This is a genomic window from Kocuria carniphila (assembly GCF_004136555.1).
GTDB classification, from domain to species: domain Bacteria; phylum Actinomycetota; class Actinomycetes; order Actinomycetales; family Micrococcaceae; genus Kocuria; species Kocuria carniphila.
On the sequence record NZ_NOIT01000008.1, the window covers coordinates 1 to 12283 of the forward strand.

General features: G+C 64.1%; 11 protein-coding genes. 10 read left to right on the top strand and 1 reads right to left on the bottom strand.

What is annotated here, in order from left to right:
- Positions 1-268: 268 nt before the first annotated feature.
- The 9 genes from EWV37_RS06965 to EWV37_RS07005 all read left to right on the top strand — a co-directional run bounded on the left by EWV37_RS06965 (position 269) and on the right by EWV37_RS07005 (position 9871).
- A complete protein-coding gene (locus EWV37_RS06965; RefSeq protein ID WP_129700685.1) occupies positions 269-1906 on the top strand; it encodes an ABC transporter substrate-binding protein in 1638 nt (545 codons plus the stop codon).
- Positions 1907-1909: 3 nt separating this feature from the next.
- Complete coding sequence (locus EWV37_RS06970) at positions 1910-2866, top strand: ABC transporter permease (RefSeq protein WP_129700686.1); 957 nt, start codon at positions 1910-1912, stop codon at positions 2864-2866.
- On the top strand, positions 2863-3804 hold the full coding sequence (locus EWV37_RS06975; RefSeq protein ID WP_129700688.1) for an ABC transporter permease: 942 nt from the start codon (positions 2863-2865) through the stop codon (positions 3802-3804). The genes EWV37_RS06970 and EWV37_RS06975 overlap by 4 nt, the downstream gene beginning before the upstream one ends.
- Complete coding sequence (locus EWV37_RS06980; RefSeq protein WP_129700690.1) at positions 3805-5736, top strand: ATP-binding cassette domain-containing protein; 1932 nt, start codon at positions 3805-3807, stop codon at positions 5734-5736.
- 26 nt (positions 5737-5762) lie between these two features.
- Complete coding sequence (locus EWV37_RS06985) at positions 5763-6926, top strand: serine hydrolase domain-containing protein (protein WP_129700692.1); 1164 nt, start codon at positions 5763-5765, stop codon at positions 6924-6926.
- Between the two features lie 34 nt (positions 6927-6960).
- On the top strand, positions 6961-8001 hold the full coding sequence (locus EWV37_RS06990; RefSeq protein ID WP_238663117.1) for an enoyl-CoA hydratase/isomerase family protein: 1041 nt from the start codon (positions 6961-6963) through the stop codon (positions 7999-8001).
- Positions 8002-8033: 32 nt separating this feature from the next.
- Positions 8034-8915 carry an alpha/beta hydrolase family protein gene (locus EWV37_RS06995; RefSeq protein WP_129700696.1) on the top strand — a complete coding sequence of 294 codons (882 nt, stop codon included), beginning with the start codon at positions 8034-8036 and terminating at the stop codon, positions 8913-8915.
- An 84-nt stretch (positions 8916-8999) separates the two neighbouring features.
- The gene (locus EWV37_RS07000; RefSeq protein WP_095797671.1) at positions 9000-9308 is read left to right on the top strand and encodes a type II toxin-antitoxin system Phd/YefM family antitoxin; all 309 of its coding nucleotides are present in this window, start codon (positions 9000-9002) and stop codon (positions 9306-9308) included.
- Entirely contained in the window at positions 9305-9871 is a 567-nt protein-coding gene (locus EWV37_RS07005; protein WP_129700698.1) for a type II toxin-antitoxin system RelE family toxin, read from the top strand. Before EWV37_RS07000 ends, EWV37_RS07005 begins: the two co-directional genes overlap by 4 nt.
- Before the next feature lie 60 nt (positions 9872-9931).
- Here the strand turns inward: EWV37_RS07005 and EWV37_RS07010 are convergent, their stop codons facing one another.
- Positions 9932-11314, bottom strand: coding sequence for a uracil-xanthine permease family protein (locus EWV37_RS07010; RefSeq protein WP_129700699.1), 1383 nt, complete (start codon positions 11312-11314; stop codon positions 9932-9934).
- 98 nt (positions 11315-11412) lie between these two features.
- Here EWV37_RS07010 and EWV37_RS07015 point away from each other — a divergent pair, with 98 nt between their 5' ends.
- Complete coding sequence (locus EWV37_RS07015; RefSeq protein WP_202976193.1) at positions 11413-12186, top strand: metal-dependent transcriptional regulator; 774 nt, start codon at positions 11413-11415, stop codon at positions 12184-12186.
- Positions 12187-12283 lie beyond the last annotated feature (97 nt).

Below are 12283 nucleotides of genomic sequence, written 5' to 3' on the forward strand. Positions count from 1 at the left end.
CGCCGCGTGAGCTACGCGGACATTTCACCTGAGGCAAGCACGAACACCATCCGGACATCTTGACATGAGGCAAGACGTCCGCCCACGGCCCGGCTCGCCAGCCGGTGGGCTTCGTCCGTTCGCGGTGGATCGGCTGTCTCAGCAAGATCCCGTAGCTACATTTCCCTGTCCCAATGGTGTGCCCGTGTGGGCATGCCACGGCACGCCCTGTTTTCCGAAGGGCGCTCGCCAGGAGTCTCACAACGTCGTGTCTCAACAGCGAGGAAATATGAGCGCAGAACCCTATCCACATCACTCTCCGGACCACGCCGGAGGGGTGCGCAACGAGCGTCGCTCGGCTGCGCGGCGTCGGGCATTGTCACGACGCGGTTTCCTGGGCGTGGGCGCGACGGCCGCGGTGTTCGCGCTGGCTGGTTGCGGAAGTAACACGGAGCAGGCCTTCTCGGGTACTGCGGCTACCGGAGAGCCGGAGCCCGGTGGCATTTTGCGAGTTGGACTCGCAGGTGGTGGTGCCGCGGATGTCGTGGATGCGCACGTGCCTGTGACCACTCCGGACGGCGGTCGTGTGATCAACCTCTATGACCGGCTCTACGAGTTCGACCAGGACTACGAACCGGTGCCGGCGCTCGCGGTCAGCGCCGAACCCGTAGACGATGGGCGGGCCTGGGTCTTCAAACTGCGCGACGATGTCACCTTCCACGACGGCCGCCCGATGACTGCAGCGGACGTCGTGTTCTCCTACGACCGAGTAACAGATCCTGACAACCCCAAATCGGGTGCGTCCGGTCTGGCGAGTCTGGAAAAAACCGTGGCCGTGGACGATCACACGGTTCGGTTCGAGTTGTCCGAACCGGATGCCGCGTTCATTTACTCGACGGCGGAGTACGCGGTGGGCATCGTGCCCCCGGACTACGATCCCGCACATCCGATCGGTACCGGACCGTTCACCCTGGGACAGTTCGAACCCGGTCAGATCACGGTGCTCAAGAAGAACCCGAACTACTGGGGCGGCGCACCGATCTTGGATGAAGTTCACATGATGAACTTCAACGACGAGGACGCGATGGTCAACGCTCTGCTGTCCTCCCAAGTTGATGCGGTCGGCCAGCTGCCCATGGCGCTCGTGGACGTGGTGGGAACCGACCCGCGCATCTTCACCGAGATGTCCGAAACCGGCGGTTGGTTGCCGTTCACGATGCGCGTGGACGTGGAGCCGTTCGATGACCCCCGGGTGCGCGAGGCGTTCAAGCTCGTGGTCGACCGTGAGCAGATGGTGGAGCAGGTCTTCTCCGGACACGGCACGGTGGGCAACGACATGTACGCACCGTTCGACCCCGGCACACCTGAATTGCCGCAGCGCACTCGTGACATCGAAAAGGCCAAACAACTGTTGGCCGATGCCGGCTACGCGGACGGGCTGGACGTAGAACTGGTCACCGCGCCCATCCAAGCCGGAGCCGTAGAGTCCGCGCAGGTCTTCGCAGAGCAGGCCTCGGAAGCCGGCATCAACGTGAGCCTGCGCCGCGTGGACACCACCACGTTCTTCGGCGATGGCTACTTGCAGTACCCGTTTGCTCAGGATTTCTGGTTGACACGAAACTTCTTGCCCCAGACGGCCAACGGCACGCTACCGGGATCTCCATTCAACGAGACCCATTGGGCGGAGCCTGAATTCATCGAGCTCTACAACAAAGCGCGCGCCACGCTGGACGACGACGAACGCAACGAACTGATCGGTCAATTGCAGAAAATACTCCACGACGCCGGCGGCTACATCGTGTGGGGATTCTTCAACCAGGCCGATGCCTATCAGAACTATGTGGGGGGAACCATGACCTACCGCACGGGTATGCCGGTGAGCGGTTTCCAGTTCCGGCATCTGTGGATTGCACAGGAAAGCGAGTAACCCGTGGGAAAAATGATTCTCAAACGCCTGGGCATCTCGGTCTTCGTGCTGCTGGCGGTTTCCGTGGTGGTGTTCGTCTTCACCCTCCTGTTGCCCGGTGACCCGGCGCAGGCAATCCTCGGTCAGCAGGCTACGCCGGAACGCCTCGCGGCACTGCGTGAACAGCTGAACCTGAATGACCCGTGGTACGAGCGCTATTTCACGTGGCTGGGTGGACTACTGGTTGGAGACCTGGGTACCTCGGCGGCAACCGGCGGTTCGGTCAACGAGCTGCTGGGGCAGAAGGTTTCTGCATCCGTACTGCTCATGATCATTGCCGCGGTCATCTCCATCCCCGTAGGCATCCTGCTCGGCACCTGGTCGGCCATGCGCCGCGGTCGCACGACCGACCACACCCTGACCGGCATCTCGCTGGTGTTGGCGGCGTTGCCCGAGTTCGTGATCGGTATTGCCCTGACCACGCTGCTGTCCACCACGGTGTTCCAGCTTTTGCCCTCCGTGACCATGGCGGCGCCGGGAACGCGCGTGTGGGATTACCCGTTGCAGCTGGTGCTTCCCACCCTGACTCTGGTGCTCGTGGTGGTTCCGTACATGATTCGCATGACCCGAACCACCATGCTGGACGTGCTCGATTCCGGCTACGTGGAGATGGCCCGACTCAAGGGTGTCCCCGAACGCCAAGTGATCATGAAACACGCGCTGCCTCACGCGATCGGACCGGTCGCGCAGGTCGTGGCCATGCAGTTGGCCTGGTTGGCCGGCGGCATTGTGGTGGTCGAGTTCCTCTTCCGCTATCCCGGTCTGGGCCAGGCCATGGTGGACGCGGTGCAGATCCGTGACGTTCAGGTGGTTCAAGCACTGTCCATGATCATTGCCGCGTTCTACGTGGTCGTGAACCTCATTGCTGATGTGATCGGCATCCTGGCCAATCCCAAGCTGCGGACGGAGTCCTCCAAATGAGCGCGCAGAACCATCAACCGGTGACACCGGAAACTCCGGTCACCCAGCCCGCAGCAAGTTTTGAACCTGCGGAGTCCCGCGGGGACGCCCGTCCTGTTTCCTTCTTCCGCCGGTTCCTGTCCCAACCCGAGGCCAAGTTCGGCCTGGTGCTGACCGGCCTGGTGTTGTTGGTGGCCATCGCGGGTCCGTTCGTGGTTCCCGCGTGGACCGGTTACGGTCCTACCTCGTACGCGGGCAAACCGTTCCAGTACGACATCTTCGGCACGGACAATCTGGGCCGTGACGTACTCTCCCGGTTCCTTGAGGGCGGCTGGCGACTGCTGCTGTACTCGGCCCTGGCCACAGTGTTGGGCGTTGGGCTCGGCACCGTTCTCGGCATGCTCGCGGCGTTCCGCGGCGGCTGGATGGACTCGGCCATTATGCGCACCGGTGACGTGCTGCTGGCCATCCCGCAGCTGGTCTTCGCAATGCTCGCCATTACCGTGCTGGGCCCGCAGGGCTGGGTGCTCGTGGTGGTCATCGGCATCACCCACGCACCGCGCGTGGCCCGCGTGATTCGCTCGGCCACCTCCGGTGTGGTCGCGGAGGACTACGTACTGGCCTCGCAAATGTACGCCGTGCCCCAGTGGAAGATTCTGGGCCGGGACGTGGTCCCCAACATCATGGGCCCTCTCATGGTGGAGATGGGCTTGCGCATGACGTATTCGATCGGCGCCGTCGCCTCGCTGTCGTTCCTGGGATTGGGCATGCAGCCGCCCACCGCGGACTGGGGCCTGATGATCAACGAGAACCGCATTGCGCTTTCGCTCCAGCCATGGGGCGTGATCCTGCCGGTGATCGCGATCGCCATTCTTACCGTGGGCACCAACCTCATTGCCGACGCCGTGTCCGGCGCCTCAGCGGGCCGCACCACCGGTTCCGCGCGAAAGGACAAGTAAATGGTCAGCACAACTACCGTTCCCAAGGCCACGGTGGCCACGGCCATTTCCGTGCGCGACCTGTCCCTGGGTGTTCAAGGCGGGGACCTGATCCTCAAGGACGTCGATTTCGACCTCACGCCCGGGCGCATTCTGGCCCTGGTGGGTGAGTCCGGTTCTGGTAAGACCACTGCCGCGCTGGCATGCATGAACCATTTGCGCACCGGATTGGAACTGCGCGGTGGCTCCGTCCAGTTGCACGAAGGTGCGTCGCGGTTCTTCAACCAGAACATGGACCTGCTGACGCTGTCTGAGAAGCAGGTGCGTAAGCTGCGCGGCGGCACCATTGCGTACGTTCCTCAGGATCCCGCGCTCTCGCTCAATGGTGCGTTGCGCGTGGGGGAGCAGATCCACGAGGTGCTGTGCATCCACGAGTTCGGACGCAATGGTAGGGAACGCGAGGCTCGCGTGGCCGAGGTGCTCGAAGAAGTGGGCCTGCCCAGCACCAAGAAGTACCAGCGGCGCTACCCGCACCAACTTTCGGGCGGTCAGCAGCAACGCATCGGCATTGCGATGGCCTTCGCGTGCCGCCCCGCCGTGATCATCCTGGATGAGCCGACCACCGGTTTGGACGTGGCCACCCAGGACCTGGTCCTCAAGACCGTGTACCAGTTGACTACCAAGCACGATGTCGCCGGCCTCTACATCACTCACGACCTCGCCGTGGTCGCCCAGGTCGCCAACGACGTGGCGGTCATGCTCCGCGGCGAGATAGTGGAACGCGGTCCCGCCGAGAAGGTTCTTTACGATCCTGATCACGACTACACCAAGACACTTCTGGCCGCGGTGCCCGACCTCCAGGGTGAACGCGCCATGGGCGGCGGGCCTGCGGTGAGCCCCAGTGCCAAGGTACGTGCGCCCTGGGACAACAGCCATGACGACGACGTCCCGGTCGCCAATAGCGGTCAGGTCGCAGATAGCGCGCGCGGCGCGAACGATGGCCGGGACAACGCTCGCGGTGTCGGCCAGCACGACGCCGCCCAGTCGGCTCACGGAGCATCCTCCGGTGCCACCGCGGTCGCGGCCGAACCCGCGCGATCTGACGAGGCATCGCGCGGTGGTGAGCGGGCGGCGTCGTCAACCGGCGATACGGCCCAGGTACATGACCGAGCGGCGTCGCCGACCGAAACGAAACCTGCCAATGAACCGTTGGTCGCCGTACGCGACCTGCGGCTGGCGTACGGACCGGCGGTGATTCTGGACGGCATCAATCTGGACCTGGTCGAGGGCCAGACCACCATGCTCTTGGGTGAATCCGGTTCGGGTAAGACCACGCTGTCGCGCAGCATTGCCGGCCTCAACGCCGCGTACACGGGCGAGGTGCTGCTGGAAGGCAACGTGCTCGCGAACGGAACGCGCAAGCGCAGCAACGAGGACCGCCGCCGGATTCAGTACATTTTCCAGTCGCCGTTCTCATCGCTGAACCCGCGTCGCAGCATTGGTGACTCGCTCGAAGTGCCGCTGGAAATGAGCGGCGGAATGTCCCGGAAGCAGCGGCGCGCCGCCGTGGCCGACGCGCTGGATGCGGTGCGGCTGGGGCGCAGCTACATCAACCGCAGGCCCGGTGAACTCTCCGGTGGTGAGCGGCAACGTGCGGCGGTGGCGCGAGCGCTGGTGAATGCGCCCTCGGTGCTGGTGTGTGATGAGATCACCTCCGCGCTGGACGTGTCCGTGCAGGCCTCGGTGATCGAGCTGCTGCGCGATCTGCAGCGCGAACGCGGGCTGGCCATGCTGTTCGTGACCCACAACATCGCGCTTGCGCGGCACGTGTCCCATAAACTCGCGGTGTTGGAGAAGGGTCGACTGGTTGATTACGGGCCCACGGACCACGTGCTGCGTAACCCGCAGCATGGCTACACCAAGTCGCTGTTGAAGCACGTACCCACGCTGTAGCGCGAGGGGGAAGGAATCGTCACCGAATGACCGCCGGAAGTGCACAGGAATTGATCGCCGAAACCCATCTGCCCGGCACCACAGGGCGGGTGATCCGGGAGATCTTCGAGCAGCATTTGAGGCAAACGTGCGGCGGCATGTCGTTCAGCGTGTACCGCGACGGGGAGCCGCTGGTTCGTTTGCACGGCGGTTCGCAGGAGCGGCGTTCGTCTCCTGATGATCCGGCGGAGACGCCGTGGACCGACGAGACCCTGGCCGTCATGTTCTCCGGAACCAAGGGCATGGTGGCCACGCTGGCGGCCATGCTCGTGGACGATGGCGCCCTGGACGTGCACGCTCCCGTGGCCGAGTACTGGCCGGAGTTTGCCGCAGCGGGCAAGCAGAACGTGACCGTCGCGCAGGTGCTCAATCACACCGTGGGGCTGATCTACACGGACCCGGATCCTACGGACAGCTTCTACAGCCTGACCGCTCATTCCGAGATCCTGGCGCAGCAAAAGCCGGTGTGGGAGCCGGGTTCCAAGGTCGCCTATCACGCGGTGACGTTCGGATACCTGGTGGAGGCCATCATGCTGCGCATCACCGGCCAGCGGGCCGGACAGCTGCTGGGCGAACGAATCGTGAAACCCAACGATCTGGATCTGTACCTGGGACTGCCGGAAGCTCTGGAGCCGCGCGTGGCACCCGTGTTCCGCGCGCCCGGCTACGCGATCAGTACCTTCCTGAAGGACCCGGAACGGCGGGCCATCGTGGACCGGATGTACGGCGATGCACTGATGGGGGAGGAGCTTCCCGCCAACTCGCCGGCATTCCACGCGGCGGGCTTGGCATCCGGCGGCGCGATCGGCGGGGCGGATTCGATTGCCCGCGCGTACTCGCTCGTGGAGTCCGGAGCGTTGGTATCCGCAGAGACCCGTCAACTGTTCACCCGGACGTGGTCCGAGGGGCTTGATGCGGTCAACGACCGTCCTTTGCGCTTCGGTCTGGGCTACGAGCTGCAGGATCCCATCCACACCTACGGTCCCGTGGAGCGGGCTTACGGGCACTCCGGCGCGGGCGGTTGCCTGCACGGGGCGTGGCCGGACTACGGGATCGGGTTCTCGTTCCACACCAACGAGATGTTCGCGGAAAACGTGGACCGCCGCGCCAAGGACCTGTTGGGCGCACTGCGTAAAGCTTTGGAATCCTGAATTCTCCAAGCCCGGTCTCGATAGGGTGGTGATCATGACCACATCTCAGGAGAATTTTGTCCGGGCAGAAATCGTGGGCGGCACCGGAGTGCTCACGCTCACGCGCGAAAAGGCGCTCAACGCGCTGAGCCGTTCCATGTACCACCAGATCGCCGGAGCCCTTCAGGATTGGGCCAAGGACCCGGCCATCACGCAGGTGGTCATGCAGTCCACGCTCCCCAAGGCGCTGTGCGCCGGCGGTGACATCAAGGAAGTCCGCGAGGCAGCCCTGGATGGCCGCTCGGACGAGGTGGAGGACACCTTCGGTACCGAGTACGCGATGGACAACCTGATCGCCGAATACCCCAAGCCGTACGTGGCCATGATGAACGGCATTGTGATGGGCGGTGGCATGGGTATTTCCGTGCACGGCTCACACCGCATCGTGTCCGAAACCACCCTGATGGCCATGCCCGAAACCGCGATCGGCTTCTTCACGGACATCGGCGCGAGCCACTTCCTGCCGCGCGTCTCCCGCGAAACCGCCGGCGGCGCTCGCGAGACGTCGCTGGAATTCGGCCGGTACCTGGGCTTGTCCGGTGCCCGCTTCAACGGTGCGGACGCCATTGCCCTGGGCCTGGCCGACACTTACATTTCCTCGTCCGATGCCGAGGCTTTCGTGGAGCTGACCATTTCCGACGGTGTGGACGCCGCCGTTGCCAAGTTCGGTCAGGAACCGCCGGCTTCCGAGATCATCACCAAGTGGGACGAGGTTCAGGAGACCTACGGCGGCGACTCGCTCGAGGCGATTGTCGAGCGCGCCGGCAGCGATCTGGACGGTATGAGCCCCACCTCGCTGGTTCGTGTCTTCGAGCTGCTCAATGCGGGAGCCAAGGACGATAGCGTCCGCTCCTGCCTGGAACGCGAACTCAGTATGGCCACGGTTGCCGCGCAGTCCAAGGAATTCTTGGAGGGCGTGCGCGCCATGGTGGTTGACAAGGACAAGAAGCCGCAGTGGTCCCCGGCCACCGTGGCAGAGGTGGACGCGGAAGAAGTTCGCCGGGTCGTGGAGCGCAAGATCGAGCTGCCGTTCTGAGCACCTCATCGTCTTCTTCGACTGAGCCGGAAGTGAGCATCCGAACCGAGCAGCTGCAGATTCCGGTCGTCGGGGATTCCTCGGTGACCGGGACGCTGTGGTTGCCTTTGGATGAGCCGTCCGCCGCGCTGACGATTCACCCGGCCACCGCCACCCCCGAGCGTTTCTACCGTGGTCTGGCGGAGTACTTTGCCGCTCGGGGCTACGCGGTGGTGACGTACGACTTCCGTGGCACTGGCCGCTCCGGCAAGCCCAAGGATCATCCCGAGCTGCGGATGCGCGACTGGATGGCCCAGGATGTTCCGGCGGTGGCTTCGTGGGTTCGCTCGCGATTTGGAGACCTGCCCCAAGTGGCCATTGGTCACAGCGTGGGCGCCCATGCGCTCGCACTGGACTACGGCACCGAGGGCCTCGCCGGATTCGTGACCATCTCATCCCACGCCGGCGTCACCAGCACCGTGCGCGGCACCGCCGAACGACGCCGCGTAGCAGCCGTGCTCCACGTGGCCGGTCCGGTGCTGTGTCGAGTGTTCGGCTACATGCCGGGGCGTCGAGCCGGGCTGGGCGAAGACATGCCTTCCGGCGCCATGCTCGAGTGGGGGAAGTGGGCGCGGAAACCGCATTACTTCTTCGATGACCCATCGATGGATGCGGCCGCTCGTACCGCTCGGGTATCAGTTCCTGTGCTGGCCGTTGGTGCGTCCGACGACCCCTGGGCCACGCCGGAGCAGATCGAGGAAATCACCGACCGGCTCACTGGCACCACCGTGGAGCGCAGGACATTCACGCCGGGGGAGTTGGGCGTCTCCTCGCTGGGGCACCACGGTCTGGTGCGCCGCTCGACCGGGCGCAATGCGTGGCCCGCGTTGGAGAGGTGGCTGAGCGGCGTCGTTGAGCGCGGCGCGAGTATTTAGCTCAGAGGCGGCAGTCTCTTAGACCCGGTTCGCGCCTCGATGGTCTCCTAGAATTCTGTGTAGAAAAATGTGTATATTTGGGACATGAGTACTTTGTCGATTTCCGATGCGTCGCGTGCCGGCGTATCTGCTTTGGTGTCATCAGCTGAACAAGGCCACGACGTCGCTTTGGCGCGGCACGGGAGAGTTGTGGCAGAGGTGGTCTCTGCGGACGAGATGGACGAGCTTCGACGGGATCGGGATACTCTCCGCGATGCGGCGTTGGTCATGGCACGCTTCGCCACGGATTCAGGAGTTAGAACGGACCTGGATCAGGCTATGAAGGCTTTTGGCTTTACTCGCGAAGAACTCGAAGCAGAGCTAGCTGCTGAAATCGGTTCAACACGGTCGTGAATCTTCCAGATTCACACTGCGTGGTACGGCTGACAGAAGACGCAGTCAGTGATCTGTTCCGCTTGAAGAAGAAGGATCCATCCATCCTTCGTGCAGTCTTCAAGAAGATGCTCCTGTTGGAGCGCTCGCCACTGGCAGGGGAACCTCTACTTGGCGCTTTGGTGGGTTTTCGAAAACTTGTAGTCGGTGACCGGCACTACAGGATTGTGTGGCGAGTCAAGGAAGAGCCCGGCGGACCAACGGTTCTCGAAATTTCGGAAGTTTGGGCGGTAGGAGTCCGCTCGGATTCCGAGGTCTACGAAGAAATGAAGGGCCGGATCGCCAAACTTCGTTCTAACGGCGGGCCAGAGATAAAGCCCCTGGCGGACGTCATTAGTGGGATGGGGCGACTTTTCCAGGACATCTCGGTGAATGAGGAACCCCCACCGCCCAGTTCATTGCCTGAGTGGCTCAGGCGCGCACTCAGTGAAGAACTGAACCTGAGTGCCGAGGAGATTGAAGAGTTGTCTGAATCTGAAGCCAAGCAACTCATCATGGCTAAATGGAGCGACCAGGGGTCCTAAGTCCGAGGGCTAGAAGTGGGGGCTTGTTCACCATGGTGAGCAAGCCCTTCTTCAACTGATTTAGCCCAACGGCGACGGCGTCTTGGACGTGTCCGGGGTCAGCGGGTCGGAGCCCACGGAACCGCGCACGCGGGCGATGAACGCCATGAGGTGGTAGACCACCAGGGTCGCGGCGGTGCCCAGGGCGATGCCCGCGAAGTCCAGGCCGAACACGGACCATGTGTAGTCGGCAATGCCCACGATCATGGCGACGGCCGCCGTGGTGAGGTTGACCGGGTTGGAGAAGTCCACGCGGTTCTGGACCCAGATGCGCACGCCCAGCATGCCGATCATGCCGTACAGCACCGTGGCCGCGCCGCCCAGCACGCCCTGGGGGACGGTGGCCACGGCCGCGCCGAATACGGGCATGATGCTCAGCAGGATCGCGACGATCGCGGCAACCCAGTAGGCAGCGGTGGAGTAGACGCGGGTGGCGGCCATGACGCCGATGTTCTCCGCGTACGTGGTGGTACCGGAACCGCCGCCGGAGCCGGCGATGATGGTGGCCAGGCCGTCGGCCATGATGGCGCGGCCGGCGTAGGGGTCAAGGTCGTCGCCGGTCATGAGGGCCACGGACTTCACGTGTCCGATGTTCTCCGCAACCAGCACTAGGATCACGGGGATGAAGAGCCCGGCCAGGCTCAGGTGGAACTCGGGGGTGTGGAACTCGGGGAGTCCGAACAGGCCCTGTTCCTGCCACGCGGCGTTGATGGCGGTGAAATCGACCTCGCCGCGGACCACGGCGGTGATGTAGCCGATGGCCACGCCCAACAGGATGGACAGGCGGCCGATCAGACCGCGAAACAGCACGGAGATCAGGATGATGGAGCCCAGGGTCACCATGGCGGTGACCGGGGCTTCCATGAAGTTCGCCTTGGCCGAGGGTGCCAGATTGAAGCCGATCAGCGCCACGATGGTGCCCGTGACCAGTGGCGGCATCAGCTTCTGCAGCCACCCGGTGCCGGCCAGCTGCACGATCAGGCCGATGATCGCCAACGCGATGCCGGCCATGACCACACCACCGAGCGCGCCACCGGGGCCGTACTGGTTCATGGCCGCGGAGATCGGGGCGATGAACGCGAACGACGAGCCCAGGTATGAGGGCACACGTCCCGCGGTCAGGATCAGGAACAGGATGGTTCCGATGCCCGAGAAGAACAGCGTGGTGGCCGGTGGAAATCCGGTCAGCAGCGGCACCAGGAACGTCGCGCCGAACATGGCCACCACGTGCTGGGCGCCGATCGAGATCGTTCGGGGCCACACGAGCCGCTCGCGCGGGGTGACGACGTCGCCGGGGGCCACGGTGCGTCCGTCCCCGTGGAGGCGCCAGCCCAACCCGAGGCGTTCCGCGAGACCGGGGGCAGCGGCGTCGTTAGTGGGGGGAGTGGACGGTGACGAACTCATGAAGGCTCCTAGACAGCGGCGCGTGGCGTCTGACGGGCGGCCGGGAAATGAGTACCGCCCGCCAAATTCTAATCCGGGGCGACCGGTACCCTGGACACGTGCAACCCGCAGAGCTCAGTTCTTCCACGCAGGACTACCTGAAGACCATTTGGCAGTTGGGCGAGTGGTCGCCGGACAAGGTCACCACCACGACCCTGGCCGCGCGCATGGGGCTGGCGGCGTCCACGGTGTCCGAGGCGCTCAAGAAGCTCACGGCGCAGGGCATGGTGACGCGTCCGTCCTACGGAGTGGTCGAGCTGACCGATGAGGGCCGCTCGGTGGCGGTCACCATGGTGCGGCGGCATCGGCTGCTGGAGACGTTCCTGACCACCAAGCTCGGATACGCGTGGGATGAGGTGCACGATGAGGCCGAGGTGCTTGAGCACGCCGTCTCGGAGAAGTTCTTAGACCGGATCGATGCGCTGCTGGGGCATCCGTCCGCTGATCCGCACGGGGATGTGATTCCTTCGCCGAGTGGGGTGATCGCCGCACCCACGGCTGTGCAACTGGTGGATGTGCTGGAGCCGGTGGCCGTTGACGTGGTGCGGGTGTCCGATGATGATCCTGCGACCTTGCGCTATCTGGCCGGGGTTGGCGTGGTGCCGGGTACGCGGTTGCGGGTGTTGCCGGATTCGGGGTCGCCGGGGATGGTTGCGGTGTCGGTGGTTGGGACTGCGGCCGCTGTTGTTGCCGCGGGCGCGCATGGCCGTGTTGCGGGGGGCGGTGACGGTGCTGGTGATGTTCCCGCTGCTGCGCCCACCCTTGCCGATCCGCAGTCCGTGGTCAGCATGGGCGTTCTCGCGGCGGAAGCGGTGTGGGTGACGCGGGTTTAATTGTTCGCGCCGAGATCTGAGTCAGCTTTAAGCCACTGCCAAATCTGAGGCACGAAAAAGCCACCTGGACCGCGTCCAAGTGGCTTTTTGATGACTG